We start from the raw sequence: 21,579 nt of genomic DNA on the forward strand, positions 1-21,579 counted from the left end.
TGCCCCGACATACAGAAAAGGGCCGCCCGCAGTGGGGCGGCCCTTCTGACAGTGGGACGGGGAATCAGAAGCGGAACTTGCTCACGAACCGGGCGTCATACCCGATGTAGCCATGGCGGCTTTCGCCCCCCAGTTCCAAGGCGATGTCGGAGTAGCGGTTACCGCCCTGGACGGTCAGCCGGGCGATGGGCCCGCCCCCGACCATGGACTGGGGCACCAGGGTGAAGCTGGAGCCACCGGCGAAGCTGGCGGTGGTGTCGCCCGCGCCATCGCCGAACACCTGCTTCCAGCCCACGGTCAGGGCCGGCTTCCACTGGAAGTCACCACCGAGCTGGGTGCCGAAGGTCAGCGCCGCCTCGGCGTTGCCCTGCTGGCCCGTGCGCTCGCCGATCTTCAGGTTGAAGGCGTCGGTTCCACCGCTTTCCTGGTGGGCGCCATCGGACAGGACGAAATAGTCCAGCGATGTCGTGGGACGCACGAACATGAAGCCCAGCGACTGCTCATACCCCAGACCGATATGGGCATCGCCCATGTAACCGGTCCAGTGCGCGCTGGCGTCCCGCTCGAACGAGGCGCTGTCGTCATCAGTGCCGGTGAAGACGCGCGTGCTGGAGAAGCGGATGTAGCCGGCGTTCACGCTGGCGTTGGCCATCAGTCCGCCGTAGCGGTCGCGCCAGTAGGCGCCGCCGGTGAAAACCTGGCCCTTCACCTGGTTGCCGCTGGAAGCGTCGGGGTCGTTGACCGCGGTAATCATGTAGGCGCTGGACAGGCCGACGATACCGACATTCTCGACCGACTTCTCGTAGCCCCCCATCAGGGCCACACCATTGCCGTTGTAGCCCGGCCCCTGGTCACGGTTCTGCGACACGGCGAAGCCCAGTTCCTGGACCCAGGCGCCGCGCTTCTCATCCACCATGGCGACGGTGGGGTCGGCCTGGGTGCGGGCCAGCGCCATCATGCCGCGGTTCAGCAACTGGAACGGACCGCCGTTATAATCCGGCAGCATCTTTTCATAGAGGCTGCCGAAGGTGCTGGCGCTGGTGGCGTTGAAGAACGCCTCGCCCATCTGCGTGTCCTTGTCGAAGGCGCCGTAGATGGCGTTGAAGGCGCTGGCGCCGACGGTGATGCCCGCCTCGGCCGCGCTGCGGCGCGCCACGTTCACCGTCACCGTGCCGGCCGTCGTATCGGCGGCGATGCTGGCCTTGTACCAGTAGGACACGTCGCCCAGCAGCGACTGGTCGGTGGTTCCCACACTCAGGCTGCTAGCCTTGATGACCGTGAAGCTGTTGCTGTCGGTGACCTTGCTCTTGAAGATCAGGCCGATCTTGGTACCCGAGGCCAGCGACGCGGCGCCGGAAACGTTGAACAGCGTGTTGGTGTTGTTGGCCGGGTCAGCGGTGAAGTCGATCTCGCCGCTGGAGCCCACGGTCAGCGAACGCATGTTGATGGTGCTGGTGCTGGTGTCACGCAGCTTACCGTTGGTCACCGTGGCGGCCAGGGTGCCATCGCTGGTCAGCGCACCAGAGTAAGTGGCACCGCCATCGATGGTCAGCGTGTTAGTGCCGCTGCCGTAGGACAGCGCGCCGGTCACGGTGCCGCCGGTCAGGTTGACGGTGGCGTCGCCCGAACCCAGCAGAATGTCGCCGGTGATGGTGCCGCTGCTGTTGATGGTGACGCCGCTGGTGTTGGCCCGCAGATCCAGGGCCGTGGCCGTGCCGGTGATGCCGGTGTTGTCCGTGGATTCGGACACCTTCGCCAGGATGGTGCCGGTGTTGGTGATCTGCGTGACGGTGCCGGACGCGTCGGAAATCGCGACCGCGTTGCTGGCGACCGGGGTGGTGGCGCCGGCGAAGCCCGTGGCGTAGGCCGCGACGGTGCCGCTGATGGTCAAGGTGCTGATGGAGGCGCCGCTGGCAATGGAGATGGCGGTCGCCTGCGAGGACTGCGATGAGACGGTGGTGCTGATGGAACCGGACACGGTGATGTTGGGCGCGCTGGCACCCGAACCGACCTGGATGCCGGTGGAGTCCGCCTTGTAGGACAAGGTGGTCAGGCTGCCGGCCAGGTCGATACCGCCATCGATCACGACCGAGCCGCCCAGGCCGCCGATCTGCACGCCGGTGGTGCTGAAGCCGTCATAGACGCCGCTGGCCACGACGGCGCCCGCCAGTACCAGGCCATAGGTGCTGCCCGGCACGGCGCCCAACTCGACTGTGTAGCTGGTATTGCCGATCAGCAGCGCGGGAGCCGAGCCGTAGGAGGTGATGGACCCCGTCGACAACAGGTTGAGGCCACCGGTCGTGGTCGCGGAAATGCGGAAGGCAGCGCCGCCCTGAAGTTCGTCGTTGGCGGTCAGCGCCGCGAAACCGGCGGTAGTGGTGGGGCGCGTGGTCGACAGGTAGCCGGTGGAACTGACGGAACCCGAGACCTGGACCGTCCCTTCCGTCACGCCGTCCAGCGCAACGCCAACCGAACCAGTGCCAAGCGCGCTGACGGTACCGGAAATCAGGATGGTGCCGGCGGTGATCGCCGTAGTCTGGATGCCGTAGGAGTTGTTGCCGGTGACCGACACCGTGCCGCTCATGGTCAGGCTGCCGTCCATCTCGGTCGCGACCCGGATGCCGGCACTGTCGTTGCCCCGCACCGTGATGGTGGCCGAGGTGTTGATGTCGCCCGTGAACACCCCTGTCCCGGAGACCCAGATGCCGTTGCGCCGCTCGGCCGACGTCAGCGGGATGGTGGAGCTGACGCTGCTGTCGGTCAGGGTCAGGGTGCCGCTCAGGCTGACGCTGCCGGTGTTGCCCCCCTTCACCAGGATGCCCGTCGTGTCGTCGCTGCCGGTGATGGAAATCGTGCCCGAGCTGCTGACGGTGTTGCTGCTGTCGAGCGTCACCGCCGTCCCGCTGGAGGGGCTGACCGTGCCGGTGATGGTAAGGTCACCGGTTGTGGACGTCGCAACCCCGCTGGACCGGGTGTCGGAGATCGTCGTCGCCGCGTGGAGGTCGGTCAGGGCGGCGAGGCACAGGGGCGCGGCGGCCACCGGCGCGAGAAGACGCTTCATTTGCTGAGAAATCCTGCCTGTTCAGACGAATTAAGAAGTTCGGGGCCGGCCTTATGGGACACGACCGGTGACGGGTCGGCTGGGGTTGCGGTGGTGGCGCGGGACCTGGGTCACTGTCCCGGGGGCGCGAGTTACACGCGGTGGACATCGAATCCCGGCGCGGGTCGGCGAAAAAAATTCCCACATTCGCAAGCATCGGCGTATTTGCCGCAGCCCGGCACGCGGGGCGGGAGGAGCCTTGGAAGGCGATGCCATATCCCATTTGCAACTGGCGGCGGCGCCGGAAGCTGGCGTAAGGTTCCGCGTCCCTGGCCTGTCGGAACGCGAGCGCATGAAGGAACTCCGCTGCATCGTCTTTACCGACCGCGAAGTGGTGAGCGCCATCACCGAACGGCGGCGCAAGCTGAACGAGGCCTTTCCCGAAGGCGAGGTCAGCGCCCTGGAATACACCATCAACCGCGGCGTCACGGCCCGCGTGTCCGTTACCCAGGAAGGGGTGGCCAACGACGTCGCCATCCCCGAGCAGGAGCTGCAGGCGGCCCTGGTGGGCTATTGCATGTCGCGCAACGTTCCCCTGCCCGTCGTGTCCGACAAGGCACTGTACGTCATCAAGGGTCGGGCCACCCTGATGATCACCATGAATTTCCGCAAACCCGCCCGCCTGGTCGTTTTGGGAACGGAATGACCCCGGTTTCCAGCGCTTGATGAAATGAAGAAGGGCGGCCCCGCGAGGGACCGCCCTTCTTCGTTGTGCCCACCAGCCGAAATGGGGGCCGTCGGAATGGGGGACCATGGAGATGGGGACTGCGCCCCATCCCCCCGTCACCGATTAGAACAGCTTCAGGATGGCCTGCTGGCTCTGGTTGGCGAGCGACAGGGTGGTGACACCCAACTGCTGACGGGTCTGCAGGGTCAGCAACTGCGCGCCGGCCTGGTTCTGGTCGACCTGGACCAGGCTGTCGGCACCATCCGAGAGGACGTTGTTGAAGGCGTCGGTGAAGTCGGAGCGGGTCTGGATGACGTTCAGGTTGGTGCTGAGCGTCTGGCCGGCCGACCGCAGCTGGTTGGTGGCATAGGTCAGCTGGGCCACCGCGGCGTCGATGTCCGACCGGTCCAGGAAGTTGTTCTGGGCATAGTCGAGGCGCAGGCCCTGACCGTCGGTGGTGACGTTCGTGGACTTCACCGTCAGCGAGTTGGTGTTGGTCTCGTTGAACTGCACCGACAGGTCGTTCTGCGTGTTCGCCGGCGTCTGCTGCGTCGTCGTCATGTTGGCGAAGGCGCTGGTCGATGCCGCCTGCATGATCTTGGTCGGGTCGACGTTGATGCGCACCGTGCCCGTGGTGAAGGACATGGCGTTCTCGCCATCCGCCAGTTTGCCGCTGCCACGGTCATTGGCGCCCGACCGGGTGATGGACACGCCATTCAGGTCGGTGGCGGTCACGGCGACGTCCACGTCCTTTTCAATGGTCGAGGTGCCATTGCCCGTGGTTCCCAGGGCCTCAAGGGTGGTGCGGTCCACCGTGAACGACACCACCGTGCCTGACGAGAAGGACACGGAAATGTCCTTCGTCAGGGCGTTGGACGCCGAGGTGCCCAGGGTGAAGGTGTTGGCGGTGCCCGTGCTGCCGGGAGCCGTCAGCGTGAAGCTGTTGGTGGTGCCGCCGGGATTCGAAAGCGTGAACGTGGACAGCGAACCGCCGGCGACCGTGGCGGCATTGATCTTGCCGTACAAACCAGCAGCGATGTTCTTCTCACGGGTGGCGGCGTCCGGCGCGGCGACATCACCAGCCGACGCGGTATAGGTGAAGGACGTGCCGTTGACCGTGGCGGTGAAGGTGTCACCCTTGTCGACGTTACCGGTGATGGTGATCGTCGACGTCTGCGGGGTGCCGGACACGCCAGCGGTGGTCAGGGAATTGGAAACCGCCTGGGTGTTGTCGAAGAAGGTGATGGACCGGGATTCGCCACCTTCCGTGATCACGGCCGTGCGGGTCTGGCCGACGGCGCCGCGCATCTCGATGGACACGTCGGAGAAATTGCCGGCGGTCGAGCTGAGCTTGCCGGAAACCTTCAGGCCGAACAGGCCGCGGGCGGTTTCGGCCGAGGCGATGTCGCCGGCACTGCCCGAGATATCACCCGTGCCGGACACGCGGATGGAATAGGTGTCCGACGTGGTCACGTTGGTGACGCGGCTGTTTGACAGGCCGGTGATGGAGTTGATGGTCGCCCGCGACACGGAGGTGGCGTCGAAGGTCTGGCCGCTGCCGGCCAGCAGGTTCTTGCCGCCGTAGCCGCTATCGGCCGCCAGCTTGTCGATCTGGTCCTTGATGGCGTTGAACTGGTCGGCCAGCGACTTGCGGGTGGCGATGGCGCCCGGATCATTGCCCAGGTTGGAGTAGGCCGAGGTCGTCAGACCCTTGGCCTGGTCGATCAGCTTCTGGATGGAGGTGACGCCCTGGTTGCCCGCCTTAATGGTGCTGATGGCCTGGCCCATCGCATCCTTCAGGGTGGACAGGTCGCTGGCACGCTGGTTCAGACCCTGCGCGGCGAAGAAGGCCGTGGGGCCATCCAGCGCGCTGTTGATCTTGTTGCCCGTGGACAGTTGAGCCTGGAGCTTATCGATCGAGCTGTTGGTGTTCTGCAGCAACAGCAGGTTCGAACGCATTGCCGAAGAAAGCGCGACTTGAGAGGACATCATTCATCTCCTTTTGAGCTGCCGGAGGGCGGCCGTTTGGGCCGGTCTGATCCTTCTGGCGAGAGCAAGCTGCTGGTCCCATGACACCGAAAGCACCACCCGCCCGCTGCCGGGGGGGCCTAAGTCCCCGTCTCCGGGCGGCGGCCCCTCCCCGCCGACGCGGCGGGAATTGGTCCGTCCGGGAAAGTCCGGGGGCACTACGCTGTTATGGACGCCATCAACCTCCTCTGATGGACGGTTAGGTTCGGCTCACGAACCGCAGAAACCGTGCCAACAGCCGGGCGAGATGTTTACGTATCTGTGAATAAAGGGATTTTCGGCGTCCCGGGGGAAATCCCCCACACGTTCGCAAATAAATGGGCCGGCCATATTTTCCCTGTGCCCGGTCAAATTTGCCGGGCCGGCCGATCAGGGGCGGTCGGGATTTCCTGGTGCAACGTCCCCAGGCAGAACCGGGGCGCGGGGCGTACCAGCCTTGCCGGCGGGCGGGCCGCTTTCCTGATTGACCATGGGCCCGGGAACCGCGTAAACCCTAGCTCGCGATGGTTTCGGGGCGTAGCGCAGTCTGGTAGCGCGACGGTTTTGGGAACCGTAGGCCCCCGGTTCGAATCCGGGCGCCCCGACCATCGCCCGGACCGGCGCCGGCGGGCGACGTCCGGCTCCCAAGCCGCCCGGCGGCCGTTCAAGCCGGACGGCGGGCACCAAGCGTTGTGTTCAACCGGGGACGTTCCAGAGATGCAGGTTCGTATCTATCAGCCGGCCAAGACGGCCATGCAGTCCGGCCGCGCCAAGACCCACTCGTGGATCCTGGAATATGAACTGGCCACCCCCCGCCGGCCGGAACCGCTGATGGGCTGGACCAGCTCGGGCGACACCCTGAACCAGGTGAAGCTGACGTTCGAAAGCGCGGACGAGGCCATCGCCTATGCCACGCGCAAGGGCTGGACCTACGAGGTCATCACCCACAACGACCGCATCGTCCGGCCGAAGAATTACGCCGACAACTTCCGCGCCGACCGTCCCCGCGTCGGCCGTTTCTGATACCCTGTCGATATCGGGCGTCCCGGCCATGGGGTCGGGACCGCCCTGGGGCCCCATAGCTCAGTTGGATAGAGCAACCGCCTTCTAAGCGGTAGGTCGCTGGTTCGAATCCAGCTGGGGTCGCCATTCCCCAAGGGCTTCTTCCTTCTGTATCCTGGCTGCGCCCGGCACCTCGAACGTTGGGGATTGGACGAAAAGGTCCGCTCGGGCCATACTCGCACTGGCATCCAATGTCGTGGGCGGGCGTCTCCATGAACCAACTCGACCGATCCCTCGACAAGCTGGCAGCGGCAAAAACCATCCCGCAGGTCGCCGAGGCGCTGGGCGCGGAAACCGCGCGCATGGGATTCGAATGGTTTGTTTATGACGTCCTGGTGCATCCCAACGGTTGGACCGGCCAGTTGGTGTGTGGGAACTATCCCCAAGCCTGGGTCGATCATTATATTCAGCAGCGCTATACCCGCGACGACATCGCCATGATCCGGGCGATGCAGTCGGTGGTTCCCAGTGCCTGGGGTGGGCCTGCCACCCACCTGCATCTGACGGAACGGCAGCGCATCGTCCTTGAGGAAGGCGCGGAGGCTGGATTGAGATCCGGAGCCATTGTGCCGGTCCACGGCCCCGGCCCCGGCAAAAGCGTGCTTGCCGTCAGCAGTTCCCTCACAGGTGAGGGATTCACCCGCCTTTTCGCCAATCATCGGCACGAGTTGCAGGTGATCGCCACATACGCCCAGGAACAGATCATCAAGTTGGACGTCGGCAAACCAAGGGCCTCCCTGTCGCTATCCCCTCGTGAGGCTGAAATCTTGACCTGGACCGCTGTCGGCGAATCCGCCCTGCAAATTGCGGGTCGCCTGAACATCTCGTCCCATACCGTCCACCAGCATATCGACAGCGCCCGAAAGAAGTTGGGCGCCCGGAATAAGGCACAAGCCGCCTCCATCGCCATCGCGCACGGCCTTATCCGAATTTAGGGCCAAATCTCCAAAGGTGCATCCCCCTTGGGCGCAAATCTGCCTGCGGACAGCCTCACCGGAAGCCGGCTGCGTCCCGCGCCCATGCTCGCCAACCACCGGCATTGCCCTGCATCCGACGTGAGGACTCGCCTCCCTAAAAATCGGGATATTGGCCATCACGCATTTTCGCGCTAGAATCTACCGAATAAAACAACAGTTAATAATGGCAGGCGCGGGCCATATGCTGGGCCGGGATACTATAACCCGGCAATAATATATTAGTCTCCCTACCTGCCAAGACGCAGATCCCATTTACTCTAATTGGGGAAAACAAAATGTCTTCAGAGAATATTTTCAAAAATCAACAAATATTCTCGGCGGAGAACGTCAGGGTGATCCGGGATTATTGTCTTGATAATAACACGATATGCTTCGGCGCTTCTGTCGCCTACATTACCTGCTACCAGCAAGACGGGAGGTTGATGGCCCATTTGGTGGCGAACTGTCTGGTCATCGGCCTAGGCCATGGGAAAACGGGGCTCACCCTTCAACTAGCGGCCCCCCTCGGCGACGGTAACTATATCCGCATGGCCGATACTGAAGTGACCAGCCTCATGGTCGCCCTACCCTGTTTCGAGGGCCCAGTCATCGCCTTCGCCGACAACCGTTACATCGAGGCCATCAGAGGCTTCTTCAACACCCTCGGCGACGCCTCGACCGAACCTTCGCCACCCCGCCTGCGGCTCGTGAAGCCATAGATGCTTCCGGCCTTCAGTGAGTCGCCATCACGACTCTCCACTTTTATTCCGTCACGCGATAGCCAACCCGGCACCACTCAGGGCCGGGCGCTCTGCCGCGCCCCCTGGCGGGCCAGCCAGCGCCCCATCTGGTCGTGCAGGATGTCCATGGGCATGGGGCCGTCGTCCAGCAGGGCGTCGTGGAAGGCGCGGATGTCGAAGCGCGATCCCAGCGCCTGTTCCGCCCGCCGCCGTTCCTCCAGGAACTTCAGCTCCCCCACCTTGTAGGCCAGCGCCTGGGCCGGCCAGGCGATGTAGCGTTGCGTCTCGCCCAGCACGGCGCGTTCCGGCAGGGCCGTGTTGTCGCGCAGACAGCTCGCCGCCTGGTCGGCGCTCCATCCCTTCCAGTGGATGCCCACGTCCATCATCAGGCGGCAGGCCCGCCACATGTCGAAGGACAGGCGGCCGAAGCGTTCATAGGCCGTGCGGTAGACGCCCATGTCCTCGCCCAGTTGCTCGGCATACAGCGCCCAGCCCTCGATGAAGGCGGTGGGCTCATCCTTGCGGCGGAAGGCGGGCAGGTCGGTGCGCTCCTGCCCCAGGGCGATCTGCAGATGGTGGCCCGGCACGCCCTCGTGCAGAATCCAGGCGGGCAGGCCGAACAGCGGGTCCTCGAAGGAGCGGGAGCCCACCACCACCCGGCCCGGCACACCCTTGACCGGGTCACCCAGATCATAGCCGCTGGACGACCCTTCCTGCTCCGGCGGCTTTTGCCGGATGGTCCAGGTCAGGCGGGGCAGCGTGCCGAACCACAGCGGCAGCAAGCCATCGACGCGCTTGCCGATCTCGCTGGCCTTTTCCACATAGGTGGCGAGGTCGGGAGCATAGAATTGCTTGTCCGTGCGCAGCTTGGCGATGAACTCAGGCAACGTGCCGGTGAAGCCGGTGGCCCGCATCGCCGCCTCCATCTCCCCCCGGAGGCGTGCCACCTCCCGCTCCCCCAGCGCGAACACCGCATCAGGCGTCAGGTCGGTGGTGGTGGAGCGGCGCACAGCATAGGCGTAGTAGTCGCGCCCGCCCGGCAGGCTGCTGGCGCCCAGCGTGTCGCGGGCGTGGGGCAGGTAATCCTGCTCGAAGAAAGCCACCAGCTTCGCCTGCGCCGGCTTCACCGCCTGGGTCACCGCCGTCAGGGCGGCGGCGCGCAGCGCGGCCTGGCGGTTGGCCGGAATGGTGGCGGGCAGCGCCTTCAGCGGCCCCAGCAGGGGGCTGGCCTCCGCCGGCTGGTCCGCCGCGATCTTCAGGATGTTCAGCACCGAGGCGGCGGTGGGGCGCGGCTGGACGAAGCCCGTCTCGAGCCCCCGCCGCATGTTGGCGATCTGCTGGTCATAGTAGGCGGGCAAGGCCCGGAGGCGCGCGATCCAAGCCTGGGCGTCCGCCTCCGTCCGGATGACGGTGGTGGCCGCGGCGTAGTTGGCCGTGTTGAAGAAGCCGTCGCCATTGTCGAAGGGGATGCGGTCCTCATCGAACTTGGCCCCCTCCACCAGCACGCCGAGGCGCCAATCCAGCAGGCGGCGGGTCAGCGCCTCCTCACCATCGGCGGCAGAGGGCGGCAGCTTGTCCAGGCGGGCCTTGAGCGCGGCATAGCCTTGGGCGCGGCGGTCGGCGGCGCCCTTGCTGACGTCCGGCCAACCGGGACCGTCGGTGCCGTCCGTCTGGCGGGCCAGCGCCTCATAATCGGCGATGACGGACGCGACACCGCTGGCGGTGGCGGCGACTGGCTTCGCCTGTGGGGACGCGCCCAGCGGATGGGCGACCGACAAGCTGAAGGCCAACGCCCAAACGGCCCGGTTCATGGTCGCGCCCATATGTTTGCCCCTGTCATCCCCATTTGCCGCCAGCGTCAGTTTCCGGATACCGCATGTCAAATATTTTATCCCCGCCGATGCCCCCACGCCGGGGACACGGAAGCAGGTCCCTTCGCCGTATAATGGTTCGGGGCCTTAACCCTTCCCCGCCGCCACCCCAGAGTCGCCACAATGCCGGTGCAGGTAAAGGCGACGCGGGATGGGCGCGGGTGGGGCGAGGTCGCCCTGGTGCCCGCCTTTCCCGTGATGCTCAGCCCATGAGGAAGAGATGCGTCTGATCATCCGCGCCCTGGTCCTGGGCGCCGCGCTAGCCGGTTCCGGCCTGGCATCGGCCGAGGCCGTTCAGTCCCCCCACACCCAAGCCGCAGCCAACCAGCCAGCAGCCAACCAATGGGCCGGCGCCACCAGCAGCCGCATACCGGGCACCATGGCCGAGGGAGAGGCCAACCGCCACACGGTCCTGGACTTCTATGACGCCTTCTTCAACAAGCATGACCTGTCCGCGGCGGACCGGTACGTGGCGCAGGACTGCAAACAACATACGCCCGGCCTGGCCGATGGCCGCCGCGCCCTGCAGGACGCCTACGCCGAGATTTTCCAGCGCCACCCGGACTCGAAGGCGGAGGTGGTGCGCAGCATAGCCCAAGGCGACCTGGTGGTGCTGCATGTCCATCGCATCCCAGCACCCGGCGACCGGGGTGAGGCGGTGGTCGAGATCTTCCGCGTGGCGGATGATCGGGTGGTGGAGCATTGGTCCGTCAGCCAGCCGGTGCCGGCCAGCAGCCCCGACGGCATGTTCTGAGCGGCAGCCGCTTGACGCCTGATCGGGGGCGGGGCTTAGTCGCGGGGTAGCCCTGTCACCCCGCGCCGGCGATCCCCATGTCCCCAACCAGCGCGCCCCCACCCAGCGCGCGCCCACCCACCCTGGGCGAGGCCACCCGTGTCTGGGCTCGCATCGGTTTGCTGAGCTTCGGCGGCCCGGCCGGTCAAATCGCGCTGATGCATCGTGAGCTGGTGGAGAACCGCCGCTGGATCGGGGAGGCGCGCTTCCTGCACGCGCTCAGCTATTGCATGCTGCTGCCGGGGCCGGAGGCGCAACAACTGGCGACCTATGTCGGCTGGCTGCTGCATGGCCGGCGCGGTGGGTTGATCGCCGGCCTCCTGTTCATTCTGCCGGGCGTGCTGGTCATGCTGGGCCTGAGCACGCTCTACACCCTTTACCACCAGGCGCCGCTCACGGGCGCGCTGTTCCATGGCCTGAAGGCCGCCGTCCTGGCGGTGGTGCTGGACGCCGTGCTCCGCCTGGGCAAGAGGGCCCTGCGCGGGTGGCCCGGCCTGGCCATGGCGGGGGCCGCCTTCCTGGCGCTGGCGGTCGGCCATGTGCCCTTCCCCGTGGTGATCCTGGTGGCGGGCCTGATCGGCATGGCGGCCCGCCCGGCGTTCGCGCCCGCCGCTGCCACCCCCACCCCGACGGGCGGAGCTCTGCTGGACCGGCAACTGGACGCCGCCGTGCCGCCGCATGCCCAACCCAGCCGCCGCCGGGCCCTGTCGACCCTGGCCCTGTGGCTGCCCCTCTGGCTGGGGCCGCTGGCGGCCCTGCGCCTGGTCACCGGCGCCGACAGCGTGTGGACCCACCTGGCGCTGTTCTTCAGCGGCATGGCGCTCGTCACCTTCGGCGGCGCCTATGCCGTGCTGTCCTATGTGGCGCAGGCGGCGGTGACGGGATACGGCTGGCTGACGCCGGGGGAGATGATCGATGGCCTGGGTTTGGCGGAGACGACCCCCGGCCCGCTGGTGCTGGTGCTGCAGCATGTCGGCTTCCTCGCGGCCGCCCACGCCCCCGGAACGCTGCCGCCGTTGCTGGCCGGTTTCTTCGGCGCCCTGCTGACCAGCTGGGTGACCTTCGCGCCGTGCTTCCTGTGGATTTTCCTGGGTGGCCCCTATGTCGAGCGGGTGCGGACCCACGCCACGATCAGCGCCGCCCTCGCCGCCATCACGGCGGCCGTGGTGGGCGTCATCCTGAACCTGGCGGTGTGGTTCGGCGGGCATGTGCTGTTCAGCGGCAGCCGGCCGCTTCACCTGGGCCCCCTGGCCCTGCCCTTGCCCACCGGCCTGGACATCCCCGCCGCGCTGCTGGCGCTGGTGGCCTTCATCGCCCTGCGCCATACCCGCCTGGGCCTGCTGCCCACCCTGGCCGCCTGCGCGGCGGCGGGGTTGATGCTGGGATAGGCGCCGACGGTCGACGATCGTGTGACGTCTCAGGCCGTGGCCGCGTCCACGCGCCGCTTGCGCCAGGTCTTGGGGCCCAGCACCAGCAGGTTGCCGGCCACCGCCAGCGCCAGGCCGACGAAGGCCGCCGCCGACCAGTGATAGCCTTCGAAGATGGTGGAGATGACCAGCGCCAGGATGGGGATCATCACGGCGATGTAGCCGGCGCGGTCCGCCCCGATGCGCCCTATCAGGGAGAAATAGGCCAGGAAGGCGATGACCGAGCCGAACAGCGCCAGATAGCCCAGGGAGGCGGCGTAGCTGAGGCTCGTCGGAAAGCTGAAGACGGCGCCCCGGGCCAACGCCACGCCCACCATCAGCACGGCGCCGAAGGCCATGCTCCACGCCGTGGCCGGCAGTAGGGGCACGCCGGTGCGGGCGCCGCGCTGCACGCAGATGCTGCCCAGCGAGGCGCTGACGTTGCTGAGCATGACCAGCGCCAGGCCCACCGCCGACTTGCCCGTCAGGCCGTCCACCTGCAACTCGGGCAGGAACAGCAGCACCACGCCGCTCATGCCGATCAGCCCACCCAGCAGCACCAGGGGACGGATGGGCTGGCGCAGGAAGATACGGGCGTTCAGCACATTCATGAGGCTGAGGGCCGAGCCCGCCACCGCCACCAGGCCGGACGGCAACCGCTCCGTCGCCAGATAGACCAGCAGGTAGTTGGTGGAAAAGGTGAAGGCGCCCACCAGGGCGACCTGCCGCCAGGCGTGCCGCGGGGGGATCAGCCTTTGCCGCGTCACCACCAGCCAGCCCATAAGCAGCACGGCCGCCAGGCCGAAGCGGTAAGCCACCGACACCGCCGGGTCCACGGCCCCCAGCTGGAATTCGATGACATACCAGGTCGATCCCCAGATGAGGACGGCGGCGAGGTACAGGCCCAGGATGGGGGACATGGCGGCGATCCGGCGGCAACGATGGCGATGCGCCGATGGGGACACCGGCGCGGGCGGCAACGGTAGAGCGCGGGCCCCCGCCGGCCAATCCGTTTCTTGTGCCGGTGACATTTTTTGAAAGGCGACGGCATCCGCCGCTATTGGGCCGCCGCTTTGGGGGAGGGGTGCCTTCGGCGGACAGCAGGCAGGATGCCGCCGCCGTTGGCGTGTTCACAACGATATCACTGTCAGCCGCCCGACTGGCGACTGGAGGAACAAGGGTCGCGGCGGCGCAAGCCACCGCGAACAAGATTTTCCTATTATCTATTTTCTTCCCATATCCTGCCAGGAACGGGGGCTTCGTTCCGTGCCCCTCCCCATTCCGACGCGAAACTTTAATAGTGTCACGCCAACCGGCAACGGCGGGGCCCGACGCCAGCCAGAAAACCGTACCGGACGGGACCGACATTTCCTTCTTCCCTTATTCTTCCGCCCCGTTCGCCCTGCCTCGACGAAAGACGGACACCATGGACGCCGCAGCCCAAGCCCCCTTCATCCAGCCCGTCGCGCTCGCCAAGGCGTATCGCCTGCTGAACCACGGCCCCACCGTGCTGGTGTCCGCCCACCACGACGGTACGGACAACGTCATGGCCGCCGCCTGGGCCTGCCCGTTGGACTTCGACCCGCCCAAGGTCACCGTGGTGTTGGACAAGGCCACCGCCACCCGTACCCTGATCGAGGGCAGCGGCGCCTTCGCCCTGCAGGTGCCGACACGGGCGCAGGTGCGTTTGACCCGCGGCGTGGGCGGTGAAAGCCTGGCCGACAACCCCGACAAGTTGGTCCGGCACGGGGTGGAGCTGTTCCGCATGGACGGCCATGTCCCGCCGCTGGTCGCGGGCTGCGCCGCCTGGCTGTCCTGCCGGGTCGTTCCCGAACCCCACAACCAGCAGACCTATGACCTGTTCATTGGCGAGGTGACGGCCGCCTGGGCCGATACCCGCGTCTTCAAGGACGGTCACTGGACCTACGAGACGGCCGACCCCGCCTGGCGCAGCCTGCACCATGTCGCCGGCGGCCACTTCTACACCATCGGCGACCCGGTCGAGGGCTGAGGTCTGCGCCGGCGGGATGGCTTGAGCATCCCGCCTTGCGAAAAATTCAGCCCCGCGGCCCCCGCCGTTAGCGACCTGTTCATCTTCCAGGGCGTAAAAATACCGTCATGAGCCGCAACGCGCACCTTCCCGCCATAATCCTTCCACAATAAAGGATGAGGTTAGAGGAAGTTCAGGAGTAGGGATCATGACCGCCGTGTTCAATAAAGATCGCCTGGTCACTTTATGCCTGTGGGTACTATTGCTGGGCATAGCCTGGTCCCTGCCCGTGGTCAGCTACATGCGGTCAGAGCATGAACGGGCGCTGGTCAAGGCCGGCCATTATTATAAACCCGCCTACCCGGCCGAGTTCTACGTGAACCAGCAGCCCCCCACCCCGGCCACCTCGCGCTGAATACCACGCGCTATTCCAGCAACCCTTCGCCCACGCCTACCAATTCACCCGCACCCCGCCCGAGATGATCCGGCCCGGTGCGATCGCCACCAAGCCATCGACGCGGCGCCCTGATTCCACCGTGCGGTCGAACAGGTTCTCCGCCGTGGCGAACAGCTCCAGAGACTCCCGCACCCGCCAGGCCGCCGACAGGTCCACCGTGACCGTGGGCGCCAACGGGCGTGTGTTCAGCCCGTCCTCATATTGCTGCCCGCTGGCCTTCACCCGCAGGGCCGTGGTGACGGCCGCCACCGGCGTCCAGGTCAGGTCCGCCGTGCCGGTATGCAGCGGGCTTTGTGACAACCGCTTGCCCACCAGGGCCGGCAGGCCATCGGCGCGCAGCACGGTGGAGCGGCTCCACAGATAGCCCAGGCCGGCCTCCAGCGTGGGGTCCAGGGCCCAGGTCGCCCTCATCTCCACCCCCTCGGCCCGCACGCGGTCCAGGTTGCGGCGCTGGGCGAAGGTGCCGCCGACCGGCACCACCACGCCGAAGCCCGGCACGGTGCCCGGCCGGTCGGTGATCTGCACATTATCCACGGCGTCGGTCACGCCGTCATGATAGGCGGTCAGGCTGACCGTCGGCCCCGTGGCGGGCGCCCAGGTCACCCCGGCCTCCACCCCCGCCAGGCGCTCCGGCTTCAGCCGCGCGTTGGCCTCGACGATATCGTTGCCGACGCGATAGGGGCGGTACAGCTCATTGATGGTGGGCAGGCGGAAGCCGGTGTAGGCGGCGGCGCGCAGGGTCCAGTCGCCCGGCTTGCCGAACAGCTCGGGCCGCCAGTCGGCCCCCAGCCGCGCCGAGGGCAGGGCCCCACCCCGGTCGTCATAATGATCGTTCCGGGTCACGACGCCGGTCTGGCCCCCTATCGGGACCAGGGAGCGTTCGACCCGATGGCCGTCACCGGTGGTCCAGCCATCCAGGCGCACACCGCCGTGCAGGTCGATGGTCTCCGTCAGCGGCCAGGTCTGCTCGGCGTAGACGCCGCCCACAACCTGGTCGCCGCCGGCGTCGCGGTCGCGCTGGAACACGCCGGCCACGGGCTGGAAGCGCTCATGCGTCGCCCCCTCGGCCCAGCGCAGGTCGGCGCCCAGCACGGTGCGGCGGCCCCCGCCCTCCTCCACCGTGGTGGACAGGGACCCGCCCGCCGCCGTCGCCGGCACGCGGTACTGGTCCAGGGCCGGCGTTTCCGCCGTGCGGGCGGCGTTGACGGAGGAGAAGCGGTTCTTGAAGACGTAGCGCCGCAGGTACAGCGTGCCATGCCAGGGCAGGCCCAGCGGACCGTCGGCCGCGCTGAAGCGCAGGCTGCCCTCCAGCGCATCCGTACCGTTTTCCTGGAAGGGCGTGCCGTTGCCGCGATGCTCATGAAAGGCGGAAACGGTGCCGGCCAGGGCCAGGGGGCCGGCCTCCCCTTGCGCCTTCACATCCACCCAGGCGTCGTCCCAGCCGGCCTGGATGTCGATGGGGCCCCGCTGGTCGGAGCGCACCAGATAGCTGCCGTCGCTGCGGCTGGCGTGCGCCAGGATGGAGACGCCGCCGGCGGCCACGCCGGCGGTGCCTTCCGCCAGGCCATTGCTGCCGGCGCGAACCTCGCCCCCCTCCAGCGGCTTGGTCGTGATGCGGATGACGCCATCCAGCGCCTGGTTGCCCCAGGGGCCGGCGCCGCTGCCCTCCGTCACCGCGACGCTGGCAATGGCGGCGGTGGGCAGGCGGCTCCAATACACCCAGCCGCCGAAGGGATCGTTGACCGGAATGTCATCAACCAGCACCAGGGTGCGGCCGGCACCGTTGGGCCCCAGCGCGCGAAGCGAGACGCCCTGCGCGGTCGGATGTGCGCTGGTGCTGCCGGTGCGGCGGAAAAGGGAGAAGCCGGGCACGCTGCGCAAGGCCTCATCCAGGCGCCGTTCCGGCGCCGCGTCCAGCCAAGCCCCGTCCAACTGGACGGTGCCGTAGATGCGTTCGGTGGCGGCGTCGGGCGGCACGCGGCCGGTGATGATGATGGTGGGCAGTTGGTCCACCTCCGCCGCCGCCCATCCAGCCGTCGGCGGCAAGGCCATCGCCATCGCCATCCACGCCCGCCTCATGACACGCATCCTCCTCCCCCCATCCCTTATTTATGGGTCTTATTTTATGTGCCCTATTTTACGCCGGCACCCGTTCCCCGTGCCGGTTATGGCCTGGACGCCCCTTGACTTCACCCCGCCGGTTGGCGTCCAAAACGCCATGGCACCTTATCATGTTCCCGATACCGCCCCGGGCGCTACTTTAGAACCATTCCAGGATGGTTCGGCCGGTCAACCGTTGCCGCCCAGCCTGGCCGCCGCGGCCGTGACCGTGCTGACCACGGCGGCACCGATGGAGAAGGTGCGGCTGACGCGGACCTTCGCCGCGGCCTGGCGCGCGGGTTCGCTGCCGGACCTGTCCGGCCCCATTTCCCCCGATCTGGTCCCCCCCGACCGGCCGGCGCGGCCTGCGCGGCCGGAGCTGAAGCTGCCGCGCGACATGCCCAAGCGGCGCAAGGCCGGCAGCGTGGCGGGACGGGTGGCCTTGCTGCACGCCCTGGCCCATATCGAGCTGAACGCCATCGACCTCGCCTGGGACATCGTCGCCCGCTTCCCCACCTTCCCCGACGGCACCCCGGCCCCCCGCGCCTTCAAGGATGATTGGGTGAAGGTCGCGGATGAAGAGGCCAAGCACCACGCCCTGCTGGCCCAGCGCCTGGCAGCATTGGGCGCCGCTTATGGCGACCTGCCGGCGCATGACGGGCTGTGGCAGGCCAGCGAGGTCACGGCCCACGACCTGGCCGCCCGCCTGGCCCTGGTGCCCATGGTGCTGGAGGCGCGCGGCCTGGACGTGACCCCGATGATGATCGCCAACCTGAAGAAGGTGGGCGATGAGGACAGCGCCGCCATCCTGCAAATCATCCATGATGAGGAAATCGGCCATGTCGCCGCCGGCCGCCATTGGTTCGGCGTGATCGCGGCAGCGGCCGGCAACGACCCGGCGGCGCAGTGGCGCGCCCTGGTGCGCCGGTACTTCAAGGGCGATATCAAGCGCCCCTTCAACGATGCCAGCCGCGCCAAGGCCAACTTCCCACCGGACTGGTATGAGCCGCTGGCGCCGGTGGAAACCGTCCTGGCCGGACGGAAAGCCGAAATGGAAAGGCCGGACTGATCCGCCCGGTTACCGTTCGGTAACAAACTGATCTTGGGCCCGTCACTCCGCCCTTGCTACCATCCCCGCCAACGGTCCGCCCCCGGGCGGCGTCTTCCCTTCTCCGCTGCCCCGCCAGCCCTGACCATGGTACCCGAACGCCCATGACCGCCTCTTCCTCCGGTGAAACGATGTCCCGCCGTACCCTGCTGCGCCGCGGCCTGATGGCCGGCACCGCCCTGGTCGCCCTGACCGCCCTGCCCGAGCTGGCGCCCCAGCCCGCCGTGGCGGCCCCGTCCCCTGCGGCGGAGCCATCGGCGACGGAGAAGGCGCTGAACGCCTTCTTCGAGGATTGCTGGAATGAGGACCTGGCCCGCGACCCGCAGCAGCGCACCGTGCTGGGCCTGCCGGGCCCGCATGACAAGTGGACCATCCCGGACGACGCCCGCCTGCTGGAGAGTTTCCACCTGGCCGAACAGCGGTTGAAAACCCTGAAGGGCTTCAAGGAGGCGGACCTGTCGCCCAGCGCGCTGGTCAGCAAGCAGTTGTTCGAGAATGAGCTGCAGCAGACCATCACCCAGTATCCCTGGCGCAACCACAGCTATGTGATCAGCCAGCTGACCGGCCCCCACACCGACATCGCCAGCTTCCTGATCACCTACCATGCCGTGGGCGGCGTGCAGGACGCAGAGGACTACGTGGCCCGCCTGGTGGGCATCGCCCCGCTGATGGACGCCTACCTGGCGCGCATCGCCAAGCAGGCGGACATGGGCGTCCTGCCGCCGGCCTTCGCCTTCAAATCCATCCTGGAGGCGGCGCGCAACGTCATCACCGGCAAGCCGTTCACGTCCAACGCCACCGAAACCAGCCCCCTGCTGGCCGACTTCACCGAGAAGGTGACGGCGCTGAAACTGCCCGAGGCGGACCAGGCCCGCCTGCTGGCCGCCGCGGAGAAGGCCCTGACCGGCCAGGTCCAAGCCTCCTTCCAGAAGCTGATCAGCACCGTGTCGGCGCTGGAGACCAAGGCGACCACCAGCAACGGCGTCTGGGCCCTGCCGGATGGCGAGCGCTTCTATCGCGCCCAGGTGCAGTTGATGACCACCCTGCCCCTGGACCCGGCGGCCGTGCACGTGCAGGGGCTGAAGGAGGTGGCGGCGCTGCAGGATGAGATGCGCGGCATCATGGCCAAGGTGGGCTTCAAGGGTGACCTGCGCGCCTTCTTCGACTATCTGCGCACCGACAAGCGCTTCTACGACCCGGCCACGACCGAGGGCCGCGCCACCTATCTGAAGCGGGCCAGCGACCTCATCGACCGCATGCGCTCCGACCTCGACCGGTTCTTCCTGACCAAGCCGAAGGCCCCCATCGTGGTGAAGGCGGTGGAACCCTTCCGGGAAAAGGCCACGGCCAGCGCCTTTTACGAGCCGGCCTCGCCCGACGGGTCGCGGCCGGGCGTGTTCTACGCCAACCTGTATGACATGTCGGTCAACCCCATCCCCATGCTGGAAAGCCTTTGCTATCACGAGGGCATTCCCGGCCATCACATGCAGATCGCCATCGCGCAGGAGATGGCCAACCTGCCGACCTTCCGCCGCTTCATCTGGAACAGCGCCTATGGCGAGGGCTGGGCGCTGTACGCCGAGCGCTTCCCCAAGGAGTACGGCTATTACCAGGACCCGTATTCGGATGCCGGCCGCATCGCTTCGGAACTGTTCCGCGCCGCCCGGCTGGTGCTGGACACCGGCATCCACCTGAAGCGGTGGACGCGCGAACAGGCCATCACCTACATGAACGAGAACACGGCCAACCCCGAGCACGACAACATCACCGAGATCGAGCGCTACTTCGTCTGGCCCGGTCAGGCCCTGGCCTACAAGATCGGCATGAACAAGATCCTGGAACTGCGTGAGGCCGCCAAGGCCAAGCTGGGCGCGAAGTTCGATATCCGCGCCTTCCACGACACGGTGCTGACCTCGGGCTCCGTCAACCTGCCGGTCCTGGAGGTCCTGGTGCAGGATTGGGTGAAGCGGACGGCGGCCTGATCCCCCGCCCCCAATTCCAGATCCACGGCGGCGCGCGTGCCAGGCGCGGCGCCGCCAGCGCCATAACGGGTATGCGTTATATTATCACATAAATCTGTGGCCCTCGGCGACGGGTCCGGGCAGGGTGCCGCGTATCAAGGTCAAGGGCAGCCCAACCCAAGGTGGCGCCCGTCCGAACGAGAGCTTTGGCAGTTCACGTATGTGCGGGGGCGGCGTCCTGGCGGATGCCGCCCTTTTCACGTTTTCAGGCCGGGGCGGCCCGGAACACCAACCGGCCCTGGAATAGACCTCTCGCACAAGCGTTTACGCCAAGGCTGGCTACACGCTATCATGGCAATGGCAAGGAAAGGACGACGCTGGACGGCCATAGATGAAACTGCATGCCATACTGATCACACGCAATGACGACCTCATCATCGGGGATTGGCTGCGGCGGCATCACGGCTTTTTCGACACCATCGCCGTCGTCGATGGTTCCGATGGCACCTACACCCGCACCCTGTGCGCCGACTATGCCAACGTCCGCTATGACCGCGACCCGCCCGGCCCCATCACCGACCAGACGCTGCGGCACCGGGGGTACGAAATGCTGCGGGACGCGGTGACGGAAGGGGACTGGTTCTTTGCCGCCCACCCCGACGAGTTCCTGATCCACGACCCGCGGTCCTTAATGTCCATCACGGCCAATATAGTAATGTGGCTGCCGCTGCACATCCTGCCGCACACGACGGAAATCGAAGCGTGGCGGGTCGCCGAAGGACGCCATCCCACCACGCTGTTCAGCCACTTCTGGTGGCGGCGCGGCGCCGTGCCCCACTGTGAATACCGTATGTGGAAACTGGTGCGCGAGCCGGTGTGGGATTTGGTCAGCACAAAGCCCAGCACCTCGGTGATCCCCATGAACTACATGGGGGAAGCCATCCCCACGCTGGTGCCGATCTATCTGCACTACAAGTGCTACAACCCCTGCCCCGACCTGTATGAGGCCGACGGGCGGCTGAAAAAATCCAACCTGAATACGGGTATGCCCTCCGCCGGCCAGGGCGAATACTTTTTCGACGATGACCACCCCTACATGGAACAGGGCGTGGCTTGGAACGTCGCCCGCTTCACCACGCCCGCGGATCTCGTGGCCCGCTTCGGCAACCCGCCTCGCTTGGTTCAGGTCGGGAACGAGTTGACGATGGTCAACGACGAGGGCGCCGTCGTCCATTGACGGCGTCTTCCATCCCGCCCCCTCCATCACACCCGGCCCGATGCCGGACCTGGACGCCTTGGCGCTGGCTGACCGGATCGGCGCTCTATTATTAAGAGCGCCACGCCCCCAGAATTGATATAAT

The 21,579-nt window shown here is 66.9% G+C and carries 16 protein-coding genes and 2 tRNA genes; 13 read left to right on the forward strand and 5 right to left on the reverse strand.

All coding sequences use genetic code 11. The features are described 5' to 3' along the window. Positions 1-64: 64 nt before the first annotated feature. The gene (locus tag FBZ90_RS21630) at positions 65-3,061 is read right to left on the reverse strand and encodes an autotransporter outer membrane beta-barrel domain-containing protein (RefSeq protein ID WP_145735066.1); all 2,997 of its coding nucleotides are present in this window, start codon (positions 3,059-3,061) and stop codon (positions 65-67) included. A 331-nt stretch (positions 3,062-3,392) separates the two neighbouring features. Here FBZ90_RS21630 and FBZ90_RS21635 point away from each other — a divergent pair, with 331 nt between their 5' ends. Beyond that, on the forward strand, positions 3,393-3,746 hold the full coding sequence (locus tag FBZ90_RS21635; RefSeq protein ID WP_145735067.1) for a hypothetical protein: 354 nt from the start codon (positions 3,393-3,395) through the stop codon (positions 3,744-3,746). Between the two features lie 144 nt (positions 3,747-3,890). On the opposite strand, the gene FBZ90_RS21640 is transcribed toward FBZ90_RS21635, so the two are convergent. Beyond that, complete coding sequence (locus tag FBZ90_RS21640; RefSeq protein ID WP_145735131.1) at positions 3,891-5,756, reverse strand: flagellin N-terminal helical domain-containing protein; 1,866 nt, start codon at positions 5,754-5,756, stop codon at positions 3,891-3,893. Positions 5,757-6,305: 549 nt separating this feature from the next. Here FBZ90_RS21640 and FBZ90_RS21645 point away from each other — a divergent pair. From FBZ90_RS21645 to FBZ90_RS21665, 5 genes are all read left to right on the forward strand, one after another. Beyond that, a tRNA-Pro gene (locus FBZ90_RS21645) sits at positions 6,306-6,382 on the forward strand. 109 nt (positions 6,383-6,491) lie between these two features. After that, positions 6,492-6,797 carry an ETC complex I subunit gene (locus FBZ90_RS21650; protein WP_145735068.1) on the forward strand — a complete coding sequence of 102 codons (306 nt, stop codon included), beginning with the start codon at positions 6,492-6,494 and terminating at the stop codon, positions 6,795-6,797. A gap of 49 nt (positions 6,798-6,846) precedes the next feature. Further along, positions 6,847-6,923, forward strand: a tRNA-Arg gene (locus FBZ90_RS21655). Positions 6,924-7,048: 125 nt separating this feature from the next. After that, entirely contained in the window at positions 7,049-7,771 is a 723-nt protein-coding gene (locus FBZ90_RS21660; protein ID WP_186455974.1) for a helix-turn-helix transcriptional regulator, read from the forward strand. A 317-nt stretch (positions 7,772-8,088) separates the two neighbouring features. After that, positions 8,089-8,511, forward strand: a complete 423-nt coding sequence (locus FBZ90_RS21665; protein WP_145735070.1) for a hypothetical protein — start codon at positions 8,089-8,091, stop codon at positions 8,509-8,511. A 77-nt stretch (positions 8,512-8,588) separates the two neighbouring features. Here FBZ90_RS21665 and FBZ90_RS21670 read toward each other — a convergent pair whose 3' ends face one another. After that, positions 8,589-10,343, reverse strand: a complete 1,755-nt coding sequence (locus tag FBZ90_RS21670) for a DUF885 domain-containing protein (RefSeq protein ID WP_186455975.1) — start codon at positions 10,341-10,343, stop codon at positions 8,589-8,591. Positions 10,344-10,623: 280 nt separating this feature from the next. Between FBZ90_RS21670 and FBZ90_RS21675 the strand changes: the two genes are divergently transcribed. Together FBZ90_RS21675 and chrA are read left to right on the forward strand one after the other, a co-directional pair. Then, positions 10,624-11,157, forward strand: a complete 534-nt coding sequence (locus tag FBZ90_RS21675; protein WP_145735072.1) for a nuclear transport factor 2 family protein — start codon at positions 10,624-10,626, stop codon at positions 11,155-11,157. Between the two features lie 77 nt (positions 11,158-11,234). Continuing rightward, positions 11,235-12,584, forward strand: coding sequence for a chromate efflux transporter (gene chrA / locus FBZ90_RS21680; RefSeq protein WP_145735073.1), 1,350 nt, complete (start codon positions 11,235-11,237; stop codon positions 12,582-12,584). Between the two features lie 29 nt (positions 12,585-12,613). Here chrA and FBZ90_RS21685 read toward each other — a convergent pair whose 3' ends face one another. Continuing rightward, on the reverse strand, positions 12,614-13,522 hold the full coding sequence (locus FBZ90_RS21685; protein ID WP_246130655.1) for a DMT family transporter: 909 nt from the start codon (positions 13,520-13,522) through the stop codon (positions 12,614-12,616). A gap of 506 nt (positions 13,523-14,028) precedes the next feature. Between FBZ90_RS21685 and FBZ90_RS21690 the strand changes: the two genes are divergently transcribed. Both FBZ90_RS21690 and FBZ90_RS21695 read left to right on the forward strand, forming a co-directional pair. Further along, positions 14,029-14,613 carry a flavin reductase family protein gene (locus FBZ90_RS21690; protein ID WP_145735075.1) on the forward strand — a complete coding sequence of 195 codons (585 nt, stop codon included), beginning with the start codon at positions 14,029-14,031 and terminating at the stop codon, positions 14,611-14,613. 187 nt (positions 14,614-14,800) lie between these two features. Next, on the forward strand, positions 14,801-15,007 hold the full coding sequence (locus FBZ90_RS21695) for a hypothetical protein (RefSeq protein ID WP_145735076.1): 207 nt from the start codon (positions 14,801-14,803) through the stop codon (positions 15,005-15,007). Between the two features lie 36 nt (positions 15,008-15,043). On the opposite strand, the gene FBZ90_RS21700 is transcribed toward FBZ90_RS21695, so the two are convergent. Next, positions 15,044-17,128, reverse strand: coding sequence for a TonB-dependent receptor plug domain-containing protein (locus FBZ90_RS21700; RefSeq protein WP_186455976.1), 2,085 nt, complete (start codon positions 17,126-17,128; stop codon positions 15,044-15,046). A gap of 271 nt (positions 17,129-17,399) precedes the next feature. On the opposite strand from FBZ90_RS21700, the gene FBZ90_RS21705 reads away from it, so the two are divergent. The 3 genes from FBZ90_RS21705 to FBZ90_RS21715 all read left to right on the forward strand — a co-directional run bounded on the left by FBZ90_RS21705 (position 17,400) and on the right by FBZ90_RS21715 (position 21,455). Continuing rightward, positions 17,400-18,218, forward strand: coding sequence for a ferritin-like domain-containing protein (locus FBZ90_RS21705; protein ID WP_246130674.1), 819 nt, complete (start codon positions 17,400-17,402; stop codon positions 18,216-18,218). A 143-nt stretch (positions 18,219-18,361) separates the two neighbouring features. After that, complete coding sequence (locus FBZ90_RS21710; RefSeq protein ID WP_145735079.1) at positions 18,362-20,239, forward strand: DUF885 domain-containing protein; 1,878 nt, start codon at positions 18,362-18,364, stop codon at positions 20,237-20,239. Positions 20,240-20,609: 370 nt separating this feature from the next. Further along, the gene (locus tag FBZ90_RS21715) at positions 20,610-21,455 is read left to right on the forward strand and encodes a glycosyltransferase family 2 protein (protein WP_145735080.1); all 846 of its coding nucleotides are present in this window, start codon (positions 20,610-20,612) and stop codon (positions 21,453-21,455) included. Positions 21,456-21,579: the final 124 nt, after the last annotated feature.

The organism is Nitrospirillum pindoramense (assembly GCF_007827955.1).
In the GTDB taxonomy this organism is placed as follows: Bacteria; Pseudomonadota; Alphaproteobacteria; order Azospirillales; family Azospirillaceae; genus Nitrospirillum; species Nitrospirillum amazonense_B.